The 19,615-nt window shown below is 66.9% G+C and carries 16 protein-coding genes; 5 read left to right on the forward strand and 11 right to left on the reverse strand.

From position 1 onward, the window contains the following. Positions 1-59: 59 nt before the first annotated feature. Positions 60-3,725, reverse strand: coding sequence for a YhdP family protein (locus tag IB259_RS30560; RefSeq protein ID WP_370528726.1), 3,666 nt, complete (start codon positions 3,723-3,725; stop codon positions 60-62). A gap of 82 nt (positions 3,726-3,807) precedes the next feature. Here IB259_RS30560 and glnE point away from each other — a divergent pair, with 82 nt between their 5' ends. Next, positions 3,808-6,588: a bifunctional [glutamate--ammonia ligase]-adenylyl-L-tyrosine phosphorylase/[glutamate--ammonia-ligase] adenylyltransferase gene (gene glnE, locus IB259_RS30565; protein WP_192331045.1), complete on the forward strand. Its 2,781-nt coding sequence runs from the start codon at positions 3,808-3,810 to the stop codon at positions 6,586-6,588. An 85-nt stretch (positions 6,589-6,673) separates the two neighbouring features. Continuing rightward, on the forward strand, positions 6,674-7,348 hold the full coding sequence (locus tag IB259_RS30570; protein ID WP_054458727.1) for an epoxyqueuosine reductase QueH: 675 nt from the start codon (positions 6,674-6,676) through the stop codon (positions 7,346-7,348). On the opposite strand, the gene IB259_RS30575 is transcribed toward IB259_RS30570, so the two are convergent. The 10 genes from IB259_RS30575 to IB259_RS30620 form a co-directional block, all read right to left on the reverse strand. Continuing rightward, on the reverse strand, positions 7,349-8,308 hold the full coding sequence (locus IB259_RS30575; protein ID WP_054458728.1) for a helix-turn-helix domain-containing protein: 960 nt from the start codon (positions 8,306-8,308) through the stop codon (positions 7,349-7,351). Positions 8,309-8,456: 148 nt separating this feature from the next. Continuing rightward, on the reverse strand, positions 8,457-8,939 hold the full coding sequence (locus tag IB259_RS30580) for a cytochrome c (RefSeq protein ID WP_225596987.1): 483 nt from the start codon (positions 8,937-8,939) through the stop codon (positions 8,457-8,459). Between the two features lie 38 nt (positions 8,940-8,977). Further along, positions 8,978-9,499: a methylamine dehydrogenase light chain gene (locus tag IB259_RS30585; RefSeq protein ID WP_054458730.1), complete on the reverse strand. Its 522-nt coding sequence runs from the start codon at positions 9,497-9,499 to the stop codon at positions 8,978-8,980. Beyond that, positions 9,483-10,121, reverse strand: coding sequence for a methylamine dehydrogenase accessory protein MauD (gene mauD, locus IB259_RS30590; protein ID WP_054458732.1), 639 nt, complete (start codon positions 10,119-10,121; stop codon positions 9,483-9,485). Before mauD ends, IB259_RS30585 begins: the two co-directional genes overlap by 17 nt. An 11-nt stretch (positions 10,122-10,132) precedes the next feature. Further along, a complete protein-coding gene (locus tag IB259_RS30595; RefSeq protein WP_175214398.1) occupies positions 10,133-10,690 on the reverse strand; it encodes a MauE/DoxX family redox-associated membrane protein in 558 nt (185 codons plus the stop codon). Then, complete coding sequence (locus tag IB259_RS30600; protein WP_125473272.1) at positions 10,687-11,877, reverse strand: amine dehydrogenase large subunit; 1,191 nt, start codon at positions 11,875-11,877, stop codon at positions 10,687-10,689. Before IB259_RS30600 ends, IB259_RS30595 begins: the two co-directional genes overlap by 4 nt. Positions 11,878-11,909: 32 nt before the next feature. After that, positions 11,910-12,791 carry a transporter gene (locus IB259_RS30605; protein ID WP_054458738.1) on the reverse strand — a complete coding sequence of 294 codons (882 nt, stop codon included), beginning with the start codon at positions 12,789-12,791 and terminating at the stop codon, positions 11,910-11,912. A 68-nt stretch (positions 12,792-12,859) separates the two neighbouring features. Continuing rightward, entirely contained in the window at positions 12,860-14,371 is a 1,512-nt protein-coding gene (styD, locus tag IB259_RS30610) for a phenylacetaldehyde dehydrogenase StyD (RefSeq protein ID WP_175182335.1), read from the reverse strand. Between the two features lie 176 nt (positions 14,372-14,547). After that, a complete protein-coding gene (locus IB259_RS30615; RefSeq protein ID WP_054458742.1) occupies positions 14,548-15,537 on the reverse strand; it encodes a quinone oxidoreductase in 990 nt (329 codons plus the stop codon). 71 nt (positions 15,538-15,608) lie between these two features. Next, the gene (locus tag IB259_RS30620; RefSeq protein WP_054458743.1) at positions 15,609-16,586 is read right to left on the reverse strand and encodes a DMT family transporter; all 978 of its coding nucleotides are present in this window, start codon (positions 16,584-16,586) and stop codon (positions 15,609-15,611) included. A gap of 76 nt (positions 16,587-16,662) precedes the next feature. Here IB259_RS30620 and IB259_RS30625 point away from each other — a divergent pair, with 76 nt between their 5' ends. The 3 genes from IB259_RS30625 (at position 16,663) to IB259_RS30635 (ending at position 19,614) form a co-directional block, all read left to right on the forward strand. Beyond that, positions 16,663-17,556, forward strand: coding sequence for a DMT family transporter (locus tag IB259_RS30625; RefSeq protein WP_054458744.1), 894 nt, complete (start codon positions 16,663-16,665; stop codon positions 17,554-17,556). 33 nt (positions 17,557-17,589) lie between these two features. Beyond that, entirely contained in the window at positions 17,590-18,096 is a 507-nt protein-coding gene (locus tag IB259_RS30630) for a MarR family winged helix-turn-helix transcriptional regulator (protein ID WP_054458746.1), read from the forward strand. 96 nt (positions 18,097-18,192) lie between these two features. Next, positions 18,193-19,614, forward strand: a complete 1,422-nt coding sequence (locus tag IB259_RS30635) for an efflux transporter outer membrane subunit (RefSeq protein WP_054458748.1) — start codon at positions 18,193-18,195, stop codon at positions 19,612-19,614. Position 19,615 lies beyond the last annotated feature (1 nt).

Genomic DNA, 19,615 nt, shown 5'->3' on the forward strand with positions numbered 1-19,615 from the left:
GAAAAACGCCCTGGAGCGCGCTTGCGCCCAGGGCGTTTTTCATGGGCCGGACAGGCGGCTCACTGCCCTCCCATGAACTCCTCCAGCGTGCCAGGCTGCGGCGCCGGACGCGGGGTCTGCTTGTTGCCGGCCGGCTTGCCGGACGCGTCTATCGGCTCGATCTTGGGATCGTCCCAGCTGCCGGTGACGGCGTATTCCATGGTCATGGCCCGCGCCAGCGGCTGCTTCAGCAGCCACTGCGTCACGAAGGCTCCCAGGCCGATCAGCGGATTGACCGCCAGCGCCGTCACCATGGCCGCCCCGCTGGCGTCCAGGTTCGGGATCACCACGGCCTTCATGTCCCAGCGTTCGCGGATGATGTTGACCCCGCCGGCCAGCACGATGGTCGCCACCGGCCCGTTGATCTTGTAGCCCTCGGTCGAAGCCGTGCCGTCGGCCAGCTTGACCTTGCCGCGGATGGTGTCGAAGGGGAAGCCGTCGCGCAGCAGATTGGTGGGATTTACGTCCAGCCGCGCCAGCCGCTGCAGCGATTGCAGGGACAGCAGCTCCAGCAGCCGCGCGGTGCGGGAGTTGACGTGCATGAAGCGGCCCTTGTCCAGGCTGACGTCGACCTCGCCCGTCAGGTCTTCGATCTTGTGGGTCCAGGGCAGATTGCGCCAGGTGGCCTTGCCCTGCATCGTGCCCTTGCCACCCGACACCACCTTTTCGAAGCCGATGCGGTCCAGGAACTTGCCCACGTCTTCGAACTTGACCGAAGCGTCCACGGTCAGGCCGCGGCTCTGGCCTTCCAGGTTCCAGTTGCCGGTGGCGTTGAGCGAGGCCGCGTCGTTGACGATGGACAGCTTGTCCAGGCGCCATTGGCGGCCGCGCTGCAGGTTCGTGCCCTGCACCTGGAGTTCGCCCACGTTCTTGCCGTACAGCAGGAATTCCTTGGCTTGCAGATCGATCGCCGGGATGTCTGACAGGTCGTTGCCGGAGGACAGCGCCTCGTCGGCCTTGTTGGTGTCGCCCTCGCCGCCCAGCGACAGATGCTTCAGGCGCGCGGTGATCTGGCCGGCGATGGCGCCCGAGGCCTCGCGCCATTCGAGCGAACCCGTGGCCTGCTTGGATTGCAGATCCACGCGCCATTGGGCGGGTCCCGGCCGGGTCGCGTACAGCGTCAGGTCGTTCAGGGTAAAGCCGCCAGTCCGCAAGACGCCGGCCGCCAGGCTGATGCGTTCGGCCGCGGGCAGCATGGGCTTGGGCGCGGCACGGCCCTTGCCAGCAGGCGCGCTGAAGCCGTCGGACACGCTTTCCCAGGCATCCAGGTCCAGTTCAGGCAGGCTCGCGTTCAGGCTGAACCCGCGTTCCGGCAGGCTTGCCGGACGGTTGATGCCCAGCGCGCCGCGCGCGAAGTAGGACGGCGACCCTTCGGACGGCGCCCGTTCGAACAGCGCGTTGACGGCATCTCCCAGGCTTGCGGTGAGCCAGCGCCGGTTCTGCGCTCCGCGGTCCTGCGCGGGCGACCATTGCACCTTCAGCAACTGCGAAGCCTGGGCGGCCTTGCCGACCGGAGCGGGCATGTCGATCGCCATGCCCACCAGATCGGACTCGACGGAAATGTCCACCGCGCCGCCGCGCTGATAGCCCACCTTGCCCTTGTAGGCCGCCTTGCCCGAAAAGCGCGACATGGACGGCGTGTTGCTTAATTGAGTCAGCGCCGGCCCGGCCAGCGTACCCTCGAAGCGCAAGGCGTCCGTGCTCTGCGCCAGGCGTCCGTAAATCCGCGCCGGGCCGCCCAGGAACAGGGCCCGCAAGTCCTTGGCCTCGACGCCCTTCTCCGAAAACTCCAGGTCGCCGTGCATCTGGCTGAGCAGCGGCATCTCCGGCATGAAGGTGAAGGAGTTGCCCGCGAACAGGATGTTCCCCTGGACCTGGGTGTCATCGGTGTTCAACAGAGGCACCTTGAGCTTGAGCCCCACCCGCCAGTCGCCGGTGCCGCGCGCCTCGTCCAGCGCGCCATCCAGCAACTCGCCCAAGGGCGAGTTGGCTGCCAGCGCCAGATAGGCCGGCACGGCGCCGGACGTCTCGCCGGTCAGCAGCAGTTCGGAGTTCTCTTCCATGTTGGGAATGGTTGCGGAAACCGCCCCCAGCGTCACGGTATGTCCCGATCCGGTATGCGCGACCGCGCCGCCCGGACTGTCCAGCGCCAGGCTGACCTTGTCGATGCGGAAATTGCCGGACAGGTTCTCCAGCATCGGCCAGCCCTTGCGGCGCTCGCGCGCCGGCGCGTAGTCGACCTTGGCGCCGCTGAATGCGCCGGCGATCACGAAATCGCCCTGAGCCCCAGGCGCGCCAAAAGGAAACTCGTCGAGATCGCCCTTGAGCGTGATGGAGGCCGATTGCATTTCGCCCGCGGGCAAGCCGATGGCCAGCCATTCGCGCGCATCGGCGTTGACCTCCAGCGGCAGGTAGCGATGGATGGCGGACATGGAGCCGCGCGCCATCACGCCGTGCATGTCGACGCTGCCCGCCGCGGTCCTGCCTTCTGGCCGCCACTGCCCTTGCACGCGCACGTCGAGATCGTCGTTGACCAGTTGCAGTTGGCCTACGTCCACGAACCAGTGCTTCGCATCCGGCCCTTTGACGGCGGCGTCCAGCGCCACGTCGCGCACAGCCAGCGTGGGTTGCTCGAAGACGCCCGGCAAGGACAGAGTGAGCTGTTCGGCCTTGGCGCTGACCGACACCGCCGGGGCGCCAGGGCTGCGCGCCAGCGGCACGCTGTCCAGCTGCATGAAGTCGCCCGGCAAGCCCTGGACGCGGGCCTGGACGTACCCGGCCCTGAAGCCTGGAGCAGCGGTCCCTTGCGCGGTCTCGGTCCATTGCAGGCCGCGCACGGCGGCGTCCGCGGTCAGATCGGTGAACTTGCCGCGTTCCAGCTGCAGCCATGCCCGCCCGCTCAGGCGGCCCGCCACCGCCGGGACCTCGAACCAAGGCTGCCAGGCCAAGGGTTCAGCGTCGTCCAGCTGTACATATAGCTGGCCGCCCCAATTGCCGGGATTCGCCGCGTTCACCGAAAACAGGCTGCGATTGAATTCGCCGCGCAGCTCGACGTTGCGCGCCAGCGCCTCGCCCGCCGCGGCCTTGAGCACGAAACGATGCGACAAACTGCCGTTGCGCGCCAGGAAGTCGACGCCCGTCAGGGTGAGCTCCGGCGCGCGGCGCAACTCGTCCTGCCAGCGTATGGTCGCGCCGCGGATGCGCAGCTCGCGCTGCGCGCCCAGCCAGCGCAGCGCTGGATGGTCCAGGTCGGAACGCTGGTCGTCATCACTGAGGTCGATGTCCTGGCCCGCGACCCATAGATGATTTTCGGGATCGCGCCGCAACAGGAGTTCGGGCCGGTCGAGCTGCAACCGCAGCAGCTTGGGCGACAGGACCAGAATGCTGCGCCAGGCCAGCACCGCCGAAACGGAAGGCAAGGACAACACCGGGTCCACCTCATCGTCGTAGACTTGGACGGAGGTGAGATCGAGTTTGGGGTTCAGGCCTTGCCAGTTCGCCTGGATGGAGCCGATGGTCACTCGGGAGCCCAGCGCCTTGCTGGCGTAGGCTTCGATCTGGGGACGCCATTGGTCCGCGCGGGGCAGAACCCAATAGCGCACGCCCAGCAGTCCGAGGGCCACGACGCAATAGACGGTCAGCACGGCCCAGAACACCCAACAGAGCACTTTTTTTGAAACAGACACGGATCGGTGGGCAGGAGAAGAGGTCTTGCAGTATCGTCCCCACTTATACCTGAAACGCGCCCATCGCGCCGCCCCTTTCGCCATGTCCACGCCCTCTACGCTTGCCCCCGCCCTCGCCTGGTCCGGCCATCTGCGCCGCCGCCTGGATGCCCACCCGGATCTGGCCGCCTGGCTGAACGATGCCGTGCGCGAACCCGTCACGCCCGCGCAGATCGCGCGCTGGCAGGCGGAGCTGGCCGGACCGCAGGCAGGCGAGACGCTACCCGTGGAGGTCTGCCGCATGGTGCTGCGCAAGCTGCGCGAACGGGTCTTCAACACACTCATCGTGCGCGACCTGACCGGCCAGGCCGATCTGGAAGAAGTCGTGGGCGCCATGACCGCGCTGGCCGACACCGCGGTGGCCGCGGCCTATCGCAGCGTGGCGGCGGACCTCGCCGCCGTGCATGGCGTGCCGCGCGATCCGGCCACCGGCCAGCCGCAGGAAATGCTGATAGTGGGCATGGGCAAGCTGGGCGGCTGCGAATTGAATGTCTCGTCCGACATCGACCTGATCATGCTGTACGGCGAAGAAGGCGAAACCGACGGTCCGCGCCGCATCAGCCATCACGAGTTCTACGGCCGCCTGACGCGGCGCATGATGCCGGTGCTGTCCGAAGTCGACGCCAACGGCCAGGTGTTCCGCACCGACCTGCGCCTGCGCCCCGACGGCGACGCCGGTCCCCTGGCCTGGAGCCTGGACGCGCTGGAGCACTACCTGATCGGCCAGGGCCGCGAATGGGAACGCTACGCCTGGCTCAAGGCCCGGCTGATCCCGGCCCAGGCCTTCGAAGGCAGCGACAGCGCCGCCCAGGCGCGCCAGCTGGAAAGCCTGCGCGTGCCGTTCGTCTATCGCAAGTATTTCGACTTCGATGCGCTCTCGGCCCTGCGCGCCCTGCGCGAACGCATCCGCCAGGATTGGCAGCGGCGCGCCAGCGCGCGCAACGGCATCGACAGCGCCAACAACATCAAGCTGGGCGATGGCGGCATCCGCGAAATCGAATTCGTGGTGCAGCTTGCCCAGTTGATCCGCGGCGGCCGCATGCCCGCGTTGCAAAAACGCGGCCTGCTGGAAGCGCTGCACGCGGAGAGCGCCGCCGGCCTGGTGCCCGAGGAAGACGCGCGCCGGCTCGAAGAGGCGTACCGCTACCTGCGCCGCACCGAGCATGCCCTGCAATACCGCGAGGACGCCCAGACCCATTTGCTGCCGGGCGACCCCGAACAACGCGCCGGCCTGGCCGCAGCGCTGGGCATGAGCCCCGCTGACTTCGAAAGCACGCTGGCCGCGCACCGCCAATTCGTCTCGCAGACCTTCCGCAACGTGTTCCGGCTGGTGGGCATGGGCGACGCCGAAGTGCCGGCGCCCGCGCCCGGCGCCACCGACCCCGGGTCCGGCCCGGACGAGCCAGACAGCAGCTGCGAGCTCGCCGAACAAATCAGCCAGGCCTTCGGCGACGACGCGCAGGACCTGTTGCGCCGTACCGAGACCCTGCTGGGCAGCCACCGGGTGCGCAGTCTGCCCGAGAGCAGCCGCAAGCGCATGGACGCGCTGCTGCCGGCCGCCCTGCGAGCGGCCCTGCAAACCCCAGCCCCGCTGCAAGCCACGGTGCGGCTGTTCGACCTGATCGAGAAAATCGCCCAGCGCAGCGCCTACCTGGCCCTGCTGGCCGAATACCCCGACACCCTGGCGCGCGTGGCGCGCATGGTCGCCGCCAGCCCCTGGGCCGCGCAATACCTGACCCAGCACCCTCTGCTGCTGGACAGCCTGATCGATTGGCGCACCCTGTTCGAGCCGCTGGACTTCGGCCAGATCGCGCGCCAGCTGACCGCCGACCTGGACGCCTGCCGGCTGCCCGACGGCGATCCGGACATCGAGCGCCAGATGAACCTGATGCGCGACATGCAGCGCCAGGCCAGCTTCCAATTGCTGGCGCAGGATCTGGAAGGCGAACTCACCGTGGAGAAGCTGGCCGACCAGCTGTCCGCGCTGGCCGACCTGTTGCTGACCGAAACCATCCGCCGCACCTGGCCGCTGGTCAACAAGGCCGAGGGCGCCGAACCGCGCTTCGCCGTCATCGCGTACGGCAAGCTGGGCGGCAAGGAACTGGGCTATGCCTCGGACCTGGACCTGGTGTTCCTGTTCGACGACCCGCGCGACGACGCCGCCGAGGTCTACGCAAAGCTGGGCCGGCGAATGACGTCGTGGCTCTCGACCATGACCTCTTCGGGCCGCCTGTACGAAGTCGACCTGCGCCTGCGGCCGGACGGCGACGCCGGCCTGCTGGCGGTGTCCGTGGAAGCATTCGAGCAATACCAGCACAAGCACGCCTGGGCCTGGGAACACCAGGCGCTGACCCGCGCCCGCTACGCCTCGGGCGACGCCAGCGTCGGCGCGCGTTTCGAGCAGATCCGCGCAGACATCCTGGTACTGCCACGCGACGCCGCCAGACTGCGCGAGGAAGTGCTGGCGATGCGCGAAAAGATCAATGCTGGCCACCCCAACAGCAGCCCGCTGTTCGATCTGAAGCACGACCGCGGCGGCATGGTCGACGTGGAGTTCGTCACGCAATACCTGGTGCTGTGCCATTCGGGCACGCATCCGGTGCTGGTGCGCAACCTGGGCAATATCGCCTTGCTGCGCCTGTCCGGCGAGGCGGGCCTGATTGCTCCCGAACTGGCCGCGCGCGCCGGCGACGCCTACCGCACCCTGCGCCGCGTCCAGCACCAGATGCGCCTGCAGGGGGTGGAAAAGGCGCGCGTCCCGCAGGACCAGCTGCAGGAAGAGCGCGCCGCCGTGCGCGAGCTCTGGGATGCCGTGCTGGGCTGAGCGTATTGGGGGACGGGGGCGCCCCCTTCAGCGGCAACTCAGCGTAAAATAAGGAGTTTTCCGCCTTATTTGTTTCCTGCAAGCCATGTCCGAACTCGTGCGCCCCAAACTCGACCTGCCCGCCGGCCGCCGCAAGGTGCTGATGCACTCGTGCTGCGCGCCCTGTTCCGGCGAAGTCATGGAAGCGATGACCGCCTCAGGCATCGATTACGCCATCTACTTCTACAACCCGAACATCCACCCGGTCAAAGAGTACGAAATCCGCAAGCAGGAGAACATCCGCTTCGCCGAGCAGCACGGCATCGAATTCATCGACGCCGACTACGACATGGACAACTGGTTCGACCGCGTCAAGGGCATGGAAAACGCTCCCGAACGCGGCGAGCGCTGCACGGCCTGCTTCGACATGCGCTTCGAACGCACGGCGCTCTACGCGCACGAGCATGGCTTTGACACCATCACCAGCTCGCTGGGCATTTCGCGCTGGAAGGACATGAACCAGATCAACGGCTGTGGCGAACGCGCCGCGGCGCGCTACGACGATCTGATCTACTGGACCTACAACTGGCGCAAGGGCGGCGGCTCGGCCCGCATGATCGAAATCAGCAAGCGCGAAAACTTCTACCAGCAGGAATATTGCGGCTGCGTCTATTCGCTGCGCGACACCAACCGCCATCGCCGCTCGCAGGGCCGCGAACGCATCCACATCGGCGTGAAGTTCTACGGCAAGGAAGACCTGATCAACGAGGAACAGCTCTGATCAGGACGGGCGTCCATGGCGCCGGTATTCCGACGGCGACACGCCGAAACGCTTGCGAAACGCATGGCTGAAACGCGCCGCATCTGAGAACCCGAATCTGTAGGCGATGTCGCCTATCGGCCGCGCCGCCTGAGCGGGGTCGCACAGCGTATCGCAGCAACGCTCCAGCCGCGCGCTGAGGATGAAATCGGCCGGGGTCGTGGAAGCCTGCGCGAACAGGTTGTACAAATAGCGGCGCGACATCCGGAAGGCCGCTGCAGCGGCCGCTGGCGACAGCGCCGGATCATGCAGGTTTTCAAGCATGTGCTGCTGCACCCGGCGCAATTGCGCCTGCCGCAGTTCGGCCTGGTCATGTTCGGCCTGCCCGCCTGCCCGCTCGCTGATATCCAGTCCCATCATCTGCAGCACCGCATTGGCGGCATCGCGCGAGGCGCTTTCGGACAGATGCGCGTGCTCGGTCAGCGCCACGCGCAGCAGGTCCATCGCCATGCGCCCGCACCCCTGGCGCGCGCTGAAGCTGCGCGCCACGGCATTCTGCATGAAAGACTGCCACGCCTCGAAATGCTTGCCGGGCACCTGCATGACCAGGAAGTGCGCGCCATCGTCGACGTCGACTTCGTACGGCCGGGTGGTGTCGTAGATGCTCCATTCGCCCGGCACCAGCAAGGCGCTGCGCCCCGACTGGCGGATCTCGCTGCGGCCAGCGAGCTGCAGCGTCACCTTGTAGCCGGACGACTCGGAACGGTTGGCCAGCAGCTTGCTGCGGCGCACGCGCTGGGCGCTGCTGCGCAACTCGCAGACCTGCATCCAGCCCAGCGAATCCACCGCCACGCTATTGCGGAAACGGGCCGGAAACACCGCGGACACTTCCAGGGGAACGAAGGTATCGCTGACATTTTCCTGCCAGCTTGCGCAGTCCAGGAAGTGCCTGGGCTCGCTGCGCAGAAGGGATGGGGACATGGCGACTCCGGCGTCTCGAAACGGCGTGCCTGTTTGCCTGGAACGGCCTGCCTGGCGACACAGCTACAGCGTTGAATGGAATGCTGCCTCTTTCTAGCATCGGTCGGCGCCAGGGAATATCGGTGACAACCCCTAAGTGCCTGTTCCTCTACGGTTTTCTGTCGCTGCCATAAGAATAGTCGGCCAGCTGGAAGCCGAGCCGCGCCAGCGCCTGAGCCAGGCCATGACGCACCGGCACCACGTCCTCGTAGCGGCGCGGGCGGACCTGCGCGACTTCCTGTTCCGTGTACGGCCGGAAATCCGCCGGCAACTGCACCGGGCTGAATTCCCGCACCACCCAGTTCAGCACGGCCGCGAGTTCGGCATTGCTGAGCTGCGATTGCGCGGCGCCCGGCACGCGGACCAGATACTCGCGGCCCTGCGGCAGATGCACGAACGCGCCCACCGAATTGCGGAAATCAGGAATGCCGTGGCGGCCGCTGCCACGGCCGTCCACGCGATGGCAGCCCGCGCATTGCAGCACGTAGTCGGCGCGGACGGCCAGACGCAGCCTGTCGGCGTCGGCGGCGTCAGCGGCCGCCTGCTCTGCGGCGGCCGTCCGGCCCACGCAGAGCAGGACGGCGGCGCACAACCCGCGCCACCCGTGCCATGGCGGTCGCCCTTCTGGCCTCATGATTTCGGCTTCGGCTTGGCCAGGCCCACGATCACCGAGGTCGTGCAGTGAAAGATGGAGGACTCGTTGGACATGCACCAGTTCACGTCGTTGTGCAGGAACATCTGATAGCCGGGCCGCTCGCGCTCGGCGGATGCGCACATGCATTTGCCGCAAGCAGCCTTGCCGCAGCAATCGTTGTAGCTGATCAGGTAGTCCTTGCCGTCCAGCGGATTGTGGCAGGTGCCAACCCACGACACGGCCGAAGGCGAGGTGCCAGGCGGGCAGGACGTCATGCTGCCGCCGCAGCATGAACACAGAAAGCCGTCCACCGCGCAATAGCGCCAGTAGTCGCACGCCGTGTCGTCCATCTGCGGTTTCTTGGGATCAGCGGGCGCTGACCGCGCCACCGGCAGCACCGGCATGAGGAATGCCGTTCCGACCAGCGCCCGGCCGATGCGGTTGAGCACGCTGCGCCGGGAAGTGGTGTGCGCAACCGAGCGCGCGGCGCGCTCCGCGAGTTTATCCAGCCATTGCATTGCCGCTCTCCTTGCGGGAAATCCGGGTTTCTTCCAACGCGCCGGCGGCCAGGAATTCCTGCACCGAAGCCACGCCCAGCTCCTTCGCGGTGAACAGGCTTTCGAGCTGTTCGCGCGAGTTGATCAGGCCCTTGGCGCGCAAGGTTCCGGTTTCATCGATCAGCACGGCATAGGGCAGCTTGCTGATCTGGAACTTCATGCCCAGTTCGGTCGACAGCAAGTACGGAAAACGCTCCAGGCCCGCCTGCTTGTAGAACGCCAGGTGCTCGGGCATTTCGCCATCGCTGGCCAGCACGATGCGCAGCCAGGCGCTTTCCGTGCTGGCCACCGACTTGAGGATAGGCAGCAGCTTCTTGCAAACCGGGCAGGTCGGGGAAAGAAAGAACAGCAGCTGGCTGTGCTGGCCGCGCTCGCCGATGACGATACGGCGACCCAGCAGATCCGGCAGTTCGAAGCGCGGAGCGGGCTCGCCCACGCCAGGGCCCTTGTCCATCGTCAGCGCCCCCATCGGCGCCACGCGCTCGTACAGCACGCCGATCTGCCGCGACAGCGCCAGGATGACCAGCACCAGGCAGAGCACCACGCCCCACAACAGAAAATTGGAAATGATCAAGGCATCCATGTGAGTTTCCTTCAGAGATTGCGCAATTTGAGATGGGAGGCCAACAGGTGATTGGCGGTGAAGTACAGGCCCACGGCAGCCATCGCCAGGCCGAAGACGGCGGCGGAGTCGGCCCACTGCAGACCGCGCGATTGGCCCGCCGCGGAGATCAGCGCGGGCGCAGTCCACAGCGCCAGCGCCGCGTTGCGCAGCACCAGCCACCACGACAGCCCGCCACGTTGCGCGCCGCGCCCCGGCCCGCCGGCGGCGGGGCCGCCGCAGCCGCAATCGATGTCGCGATGCCCGCGCAGCAGGTTGAAGGCCAGCGCCAGCGTCGCCGCCGCCAACACCAGCAGCGCCAGTTGCGCGCCCGCCGCCTGTCGTGCCGGCGCCAGCAGCAAGGCGCCGGACAGCGCTTCGCCCAGCACGAAGAGCCACGCGAACGCGCCGCTCCACCCCGCCGGCAGGATGCGGTAGGCCGACACGATAGCGGCGAAGCCCGCCATGTCCCTCAACTTTTCCAGCGCCCCCAGGAGCAGCACGCAGGCCAGCGCCGCGCTCGCGGCATACAGCAGCACGGGATCGTTCATCGCGCACCTCGCGGTTGCGGTTCGACCTGCAGCGCGGTTTCGCCGGCGGCCTGGATCGTGCCCTTGAGGACCGGCGCGGCCGGCGCGGCGTCGTAGACGTTCACGTTGCCGCCGTCGATCGTGTACAGGCGCGGCTGGTCGTCCTGCGAGACCGACATCGACAAGGCATTCTGGCCCGGCACCCGCGCCACCCGCTTGTGCGTGGCCAGGTCGTAGACCCAGATCTCGGCGGCCGGCGTCTTGTGCGAGCCCTCGGCGCCGTTGGGATGCATGCCCACATACAGCCGCTTGGCGGCCTTGTTGATGGCCAGCAGGTTGTAGCCGCCAGGGCGCCAGCCCTGGTCCTTGCCCGACGCGTCCAGCAGGGACCAGGGCTTGCCGAAAGCCGCGTCCTTGCCGCTGAAGTCGGCGCTGTAGACATTGCCGTTGTAGGACACGAAGTAGTAGGTGTCGCCCAGGTTCTCGGTGTGCGTGAAGATGGGGTCCTTTTCGGGATCGAACATGGGCTGGCTGCGCTGCTGCCCCGCCGGCTTGCCGGCCTGGTCCAGGTCCACGGTAAGCAGCGCGCCGTCGCCGCAGATGCTGGCGAAGCTGCGCGGGCGCGACGGCAGCACGATGATGCTCCAGCACCCTGCCGCCGCGGTGACCTCGTCCGCGAACTGGCGCGTCTTCAGGTTCACCACCGTGACCGAGGACGCGGGCGTGGCGTTCTGCACGAACAGCAGTTCCCCGTCCGTGCTCTGCTGCAGATAGTTGCGGTAATTCAGCGCCTGGGCGCGTTTCTGCGGGATCGGCACCTCGTACTTGGGCGTGAGCGTTTCGGCGTCCCAGGCCTCCACCACGTCGGTACGCTTGCCGCGGTTCAAGCGCTCGTAGTAGGTCGTCATGACGTAGATGTCCTTGCCGTCCGCGGACACGGTCATGTGGCCGTTGAATGACGCGGGCACCATGCCCAGGAACTTGAAGGAGTCGCCGTCATAGATGTTGACCCGGCTGTCGACCAGGTGATTGAAGACGGCATCCATCACGTACAGCCGGTGCGGCGTGGCCGGCGGCAGGCGGGTGCCGCCCTTGAGCTCTTCCACGGGCAGATCCGCCCGGGCTAGCCCCGCCGACGCCGCCAGGACGGCGCATAGCGCCCACCGTCCGGCCCGCGATGCGCATGTTCTGGCGCTAGGCGCGTTCATCGATATTCTCCTGGTCTCATGGTCCGGTTCTCCTAGAACGCATAGACGTAGCGCAACTGCACGCCACGCATCCGCGGTCCGTTCTCGACCTTCAGGTCGTGGATGTACTGCATCTGAATCTGGTTGGCGTCGTTGATCTGATGCGTCAGTTCGACGGCCAGCTGGTGATTGCGCGCCCGCGTGGCGACGGTCTCGCCGGACGAGGTTTCCTTGCCGCCAGTCTCGTAGCGGTAACGGATGCCGGTGTAGGTATCGGGCGTCAGGTTGGTCGAAGCCAGCGCGAAGAAACGGAACGAGGGATCCTTCTTCAGCGTCTGCCCATACCAGTCCGTATTGCGGCCGTAGATCTCCACCTCGGCGATGGCTTCGAGATAGGTGGATTCGCCGAAGCCCTGCACGAACGCGAAATCCTGGATGGTGGACCAGCGGTTCTTGCCCGGAGACACGTCGGGACGCGAACCGTCATAACGGCCCACCGGCGCCACCACAAAGGGCTCCCAGGCGAACCAGGTCTTGGTCTGCTCGTTGTTGTACAGCCAGATGGCCGACCCGAGCGTCACGTCGCCGATGCCTGTCTGGTGGTCGCCGGGCGCGCCCGGCAGGTCCAGCGAGGTCCGGTACATCGGCACGATGAATTCGAGCTGCATCGTCTTGCCGTAGAAGTCGCGATAGTGCATCTGGCGGTACACCAGCGCATTCACGTCGACGGACGCGCCGTCCACCCGCTGCCCCTCGGCATACAAGCCCGAGGATCGCAATCCCGCCAGATACCCGGCGATGATATTGGTGCCCACCGGCGCGGGTATCCAATCCCGCGCGCTGGGGTCTCCTGCCCATGCCGCCTGCGATGCTGCCGCGCACGCGAGCAACAGCGTGGCCCGTCGGCGGCCCCGACTACCTGTCCTGCCTGCCATGTCTTCCCCTTGGTGTCATGAAAGCGCGGCCACCGGTATTTCCCGGCTTGGGCCGCGCGCTCATCGTTCTAGTAAGCGATGCAAACGGACTTCCGCTCCAGGTACATCTCCAGCACGGCGCGGCCGTGCTCGCGGCCGATGCCGGACTGCTTGAATCCGCCGAAAGGCATGTTGGGATCCAGCATGTTGTGCGTGTTCACCCAGACGGTGCCGGCATCGATGCGCGGGATCAGGCCTTGCACGCGGGAGAGATCGTTGCTCCAGAGGCTGGCGCCCAGGCCGTAGGCGCTGTCGTTGGCCAGCCGCACCGCATCGTCCAGCGTATCGAAGGGCTGCGCCACCACGACTGGTCCGAAGATCTCCTCGCGAACGATACGCGCCCCCGGCGGCACGTCCGCGAAAACGGTGGGCTGCACGAAGTAGCCCGAGCCGCTGCCGCTGCCTCCTCCCGCCAGCACCCGTCCGCCTTCGCTGCGTCCGAGGCCGATGTAGTCCATGACGCGCTTCTGGTGGCGGGCCGACACCAGCGGGCCGACCTGGGTGGCGGGGTCGAATCCGGACCCCAGCTTCATGCCGGCGGCCAGGTCCGCCAGTCCCTGGACGACCTTGGGATACAGGCCTTTTTGCACATACAGGCGCGAACCCGCCGTGCAAACCTGGCCCTGGTTGAAGAAAATGGCGGCCGCGGCGCCCTGCACCGCGCGGTCGACGTCGCAGTCGTCCAGCACGATCACGGGGGACTTGCCGCCCAGCTCCAGCGAAACCCGCTTCATGTCGTCCATCGCGGCGCGCCCGATGAGCTTGCCGACTTCGGTCGACCCCGTGAACGCGATCTTGTCCACGCCGGGATGCGCAACCAGCGCGGCGCCAGCGGTCTCGCCCCGGCCGGTCACGACGTTGACGACGCCGGGCGGAAAGCCCGCCTCCAGCACCAGCTCGGCCAGGCGCAGCGCCGTCAACGGCGTTTCCTCGGCGGGCTTGAGCACCACGGTGCAGCCCGCCGCCAAGGCGGGCGCGATCTTCCAGATCGCCATCAACAGCGGAAAATTCCACGGAATGATCGCGGCCACCACGCCCACCGCCTGCGGCAAGGTATAGGCGCTGTACCGCACGCCCGGCGGAAACGGTATGGACAGCGACAGGGTGTCGCCCGTAATCTTGGTCGCCCACCCCGCCATGTAGCGCAGCCACTGCGCGCCCGAACCGACTTCCAGGCCCTGCGCCACGCCCAGCAGCTTGCCGTTGTTCAGGGTTTCCAGACGGGCCAGTTCCGTGCCGTGCTGCTCGACCAGGTCGGCCAATTTCAGCAACAGGCGTTCGCGCCCGGCAGGCAGCATGTCACGCCAGGGACCGGATCCGAAGGCGCGCCTGGCGGCCTGCACCGCCAGGTCCACCTGCTGCGGCCCGGCGTCGGGCTGATGGGCGATGACGTCGCCCGTGGCGGGATCATGGACGGCGATGGGCGCGCCTTGTCCTTCGCGCACCGGCTTGCCATCGATGAGCATGGCTTCCCGGATGGCGGCCAGTTCCGGGCGATCAGAACCGGCGTGGCCGGCGGCGCTTGCGCTTGCTGAAGACATTCGAAGCTCCAACGAAATGGTTGAAGCCAGGATAGCAACGGCCTTCCCGGAAGGCTTGTCGGACCGTGCATGGCGTTTTGTCATTCTGCGCACGGCAAAAAAAACCCGGCAACGCGCAGCGCGGTGCCGGGCCTGGCGCGGCGCCCTTGTGGGCCCCGCGCATCGCTGACGTCGAATCAATCCAGCATCAGCACCGTGGCGCCGGTGGTCTTGCGCGCGGCCAGCGCAGTCTGGGCCTCGCCGGCCTGCTCCAGCGTGTAGCGCTGGTCGATGCGGACCTTGATCTTCTTCTTCAGGACCAGGTCGAACAGCTCCTCGGAGGCGGCTTGCAGCTTGGCCAGCGTGTTCACGTGCAGGCCCAGCGACGGGCGCGTCACGTACAGGCAGCCCTTCTGGTTCAGCGTCGCCAGGTTGACGCCAGACACGGGGCCGGACGCGTTGCCGAAGCTCACCATCAGGCCGCGCGGCTCGATGCAGTCCAGCGAGGTTTCCCAGGTGTCCTTGCCCACGCCGTCATACACCACCGGCACCTTCTTGCCGCCGGTCAGCTCGAGCACGCGCTCGGCCACGTTCTCGCGCGAGTAGTCGATGGTTTCCCAGGCGCCATTGGCGCGGGCCAGTTCGGCCTTCTCGGGGCTGGAGACGGTGCCGATCAGCTTCACGCCCAGGGCCTTGGCCCATTGGCACGCGATCAGGCCCACGCCGCCCGCGGCCGCGTGGAACAGGATGGTCTCGCCGCCTTGCAGACGGTAGGTCTGGCGGAACAGGTATTGCACCGTCAGGCCCTTGAGCATCAAAGCCGCCGCTTCGTCAAAGCCGATGCCCTTGGGCACCTTGACGACCTGCGCGGCCGGAACGTTGCGCGCCTTGGCGTAGGCGCCGATGGGGCTCTGGCCGTAGGCGACGCGGTCGCCCTTTTTCAAATGCGTGACGTCGGCGCCGACCGCGGTCACGACACCCGCGCCCTCGAAGCCCAGGCCGTGCGGCAACGCGTGGGGATACAAGCCCGTGCGGTAATAGATATCGATGAAGTTCAGGCCGGCGGCGTGCTGCTCGATCGTGACTTCATTGGCGGCGGGCGGAGGCACTTCCACCTCGACCAGCTTCAGGACTTCAGGACCACCGTGCTGCTCGATACGAATTGCCTTGACGAGATTGCTGGCCATGCTGGCCTCCTTTCATTGGAAAAAATGCTAACGAGAGCCTGTCTGCGGCCCCTGAACGAGAAAAACCAGATTCAACGCGATGGCCGGGCCCCGTCCTGCCTGGCGGACGCCAGCCTGCCGGCCCCGCCCCCCATCAGCACGAATACCCCTGCCAGCACCAACGCGGTCCCCGCCATCTGCCACACAGTGATGGGCTCTTGCAGAAACCACGACGCCAGAAACAGCACCGACACCGGCCCGATCATGCCCAGCAGCGACGCGGTGGGCGCGCCGATCAGCGCCACCGCCCACATCAGCATGAACACCGGCACCACGGTATTCAGCGTGGCGTGGATCACCGAATACCCGTAGACCCCGGCAGGCTGGATCAGCATGGACGGGGGATGCACGGCAAAGAACTGGATGATGCAGGCCACGCAGGACACCAGCATGGCATACGCCACCAGGCGCGTCGCCCCCAAGCGCTTGACCAGTTCCCCCGAACAGATCAGGTACACAGAATAGCTTGCGGCCGACCCGAAAACGAACAAAGACCCTAACAGCACCTCGCCGCCGCCGAAGGACAGGTCGTGGGCGAACACCAGCACCACCCCGGCATAGGACAGCGCCATGGCCATCCACTGGCGGCGCTCGACCGCGCGCTTGAACCAGAACGCCGACAGCAACACCACCAGCGAAGGCGACAGGAACAGGATCAGGCGCTCCAGGCTGGCGGTGATGTAGCGCAGCCCCAGAAAGTCCAGGAAGCTGGACAGGTAATAGCCCAGCAGGCCCAGCACGCAGACCTGCGCGCGCTCCTTCCAGGTCATCACGGGGATTTCGCCGCGCGCCGCGCGGCGCGACTGATGCCAGGCCACCGCAGCGAAGAACGGCATGGCGAACAGCATGCGGAAGGCAATGAGGGTGACCGCGTCGATGCCGTAGCGGTAAGTGAACTTCACCACGATGGCCTTGGCCGAGAACAGGACTGCGCCCAGGGTCGCCAGGAAAAAGCCGGCGGTGCGGTTGGAAAGGCGGAAGGACGGCGAAAGCTTGGCAAGGCGATTCATGCGATGATTTTATGTTCAGTGCAAAAACACCGCACGCCTTTACCCACGCTTTCTTCGCCATACGCCTGCCTCACGCATGACCCGACACCGCGCCCTCACCTACATCCACGTTGCCGCCGTGCTTTTCGGCCTGACCGGCGTGTTCGGCGAATTGATCCAGGCCAGCGCCGCCGTGATCACGCTGGGCCGGGCCGTCTTCGCGGTGCTCGCGCTGGGGCTGTTCGCCCGCATGCGCCGCAAGCCGCTCCTGGGCGCCCTGACGCCGGCGCAGCTGTTCGTGCTGGTGGTGTCCGGCGCCCTGCTGGCGGGCCACTGGGTCACTTTCTTCATCGCCGTGAAAGTCGGCGGCATCGCCATCGCCACGCTGGGTTTCGCCAGCTTCCCCGCTTTCATCACCTTGTTCGAGGGCCTGCTCTTCCGGGAACGCATCCGTCCGACCGAATGGCTGCTGCTGGGCCTGGTGACTGCAGGCCTGGTGCTGGTCACGCCCGCGTTCGACCTGGCCGACCAGGGCACCATCGGCCTGGCCTGGGGCCTGTTGTCGGGCCTGAGCTTCGCGCTGCTGGCGCTGAGCAACCGCCGTTCGGCCTCGGGCATGGACCCGATGCAGGTGGCCTGCTGGCAGAACCTGATCGTGGCGTTGGTAATGCTGCCCTTCGCCGTATCCCAGTTGCCTGCGCTGCCTGCGCTGGACTGGTTCTGGCTGGCGCTGCTGGGCATTTTCTGCACCGGCTTGTCGCACTATCTGTTCGTGTCCAGCCTGACGCGGCTGAACGCGCGCAGCGCCGGATTGGTCATCGCGCTGGAGCCGGTCTACGCCATCGCCTTCGCGTGGGCGCTGTTCAGCCAGGAGCCCACGCCGCGCATGATGGCGGGCGCCGCCCTGATCGTGGCCGCCATCGTCTGGTCGGGCCTGCGCAAGCAGGCGCCCGCCGCACAGCCGGACATCGCGGCGAAAACGCAGCCTTGACAATAACTGACTAGGCAGTAAAATTCGGCGCATATGACTGCTGCGCCTCCCCCTTCTCCGTCCGACGGCCCCGTCCATTACCGCGCAGACGCCAGCTGCGTAATGGATGAAAACGCCGGCTTCCTAATCAAACTGGTTTCCAATTCCCTGAACCGGATGCTGGACCAGGAAATGGCCCCGCTGGAACTCACCGCGATGCAATGGCGTCCGGTGCTGCTGGTGTTCCAGGGCCGCGCCGATACGCCCGCTGAACTCGCCAGGCTTACAGGCATGGACACGGGCGCCATGACCCGCGCGTTGGACCGGCTGGAAGCCAAGGGACTGCTGCGCCGCAATCGGTGCCAGACAGACCGCCGCGTCGTCAAGATCGAACTCACCGAGATCGGCGAGGCCAAGGCGCGCGCGATCCCGCCCAATATCGCGCGGGTACTGAATTACCACCTGCGCGGGTTTTCCAGCGACGAAGTCGCGCAGCTCAAGCACCTGCTGCGCCGGATGATCGCCAACGGCTCCGCCTCGTCAGCCCCCCCAAACCGCTAAGGTCCGCCAACGAACCCCGGCTTTCGGGGTTTTATTTGGCATAATGATTGCCTAGGCAAATACAGATCAATCAATTACTTTCAGCAAACAGTCAGGATGAAACGCCTTCTCACTACCGTATTGGTGCTGGCCCTGAGCGGTTGCGCATTGATGGAATCCGGCTCCGAGCCGGTGGCCGCGCTGGACGGCGCCAAGCTGGGGCTCACCAGCCAGGACACCGTCTGGCCCGAAACCCAATGGTGGCAGCGCTACGGCGATCCGCAGCTCAATGCCTTGCTGGACGAGGGCTTGGCCAACAACCCCTCGATGAGCGCGGCGCAAGCGCGCCTGGCCAAGGCCAATGCCGCCGTCGGCATCGCACGCGCCCCGCTGTTGCCCCGGGTGGACGCCAACTACACGCTGACCCGCGAACACCTGTCCAAGGACTACATCTACCCCGCTCCCATGGGCGGCTCGGTCGTCAGCGACAACCGGCTGGCTCTGGACTTCAGCTATGAGCTGGACTTCTGGGGCAAGAACCGGTCGCGCCTGCAAGCGGCCGTATCGCAGCAAGCCGCCGCCGCGGCCGATGCGCAGGCGGCGCGCAATCTGCTGGCCGGCGCCCTGGTCCGCGCCTACCTGAATCTGCAGAACGCCTTTGCCCAGCGTGACGTGCTCAACCGCGTGCTGGCCCAACGCGCCGAGGTGCTGTCACTGACCCAAGGCCGCTACACGGCCGGGCTGGACACCCAGGTGGAAGTCAAACAGGCGGAATCGTCGCTGGCCGCCGGCAAGGTGGAACTGACCCAGACCGACACCACGTTGGCGCAGCTGCGCAATCAGGTCGCCGCGCTGGCCGGGGCCGGTCCGCAACGCGGGCAATCCTTGCAGCCGGTGGCGCTGACCGCTCCCGCCGGCGGCGTGCCCGCCAACGTGCCGCTGGACCTGCTGGGCCATCGCCCCGACGTCACCGCCGCGAAATGGCGCGCCGAAGCCGCCCGCCACGCCATCGACAGCGCCAAGGCCGAGTTCTACCCCAATGTGAACCTGGCGGCGTTCGTCGGCTTCCAGGCCATGGGCACCGGCAATCTGCTGGGCGCGGATGCCCGCATGGCCGGCTTCGGCCCGGCGGTCACGCTGCCGATCTTCCACGGCGGCGAATTGAACGCCAACCTGGCGGGCCGGCGCGCCGACGCCGACCTCGCGGTGTCGGACTACAACCAGACCGTGCTGGACGCCGTGCACCAGGTGGCCGATGCGCTCGACGGCTTGCGCCTGCTGGACCAGGAAAAGGCCCAGCAGCGCCAGGCCCGCGAAGCCATCGACGCCGCCTATGACCTGGCGGTCAAGCGCTACAAGGCCGGCATGGGCAACTACATCTCCGTGCTCATTGCGCAGACCGGCGTGCTGACACAGGCGCGACTGGACACCGATCTGCGCATCCGCGCCTATCAGCTGGACGCCAATCTCGCCAATGCGCTGGGCGGCGGCTACGCCCCCGCGGCCGAGCCGGCCCCCGCCACGAACTCCACCCATTGAA

Origin of the sequence: Achromobacter sp. ACM04 (assembly GCF_014851465.1) — a bacterium.
Classification (GTDB): Bacteria; Pseudomonadota; Gammaproteobacteria; order Burkholderiales; family Burkholderiaceae_B; genus Achromobacter; species Achromobacter aegrifaciens.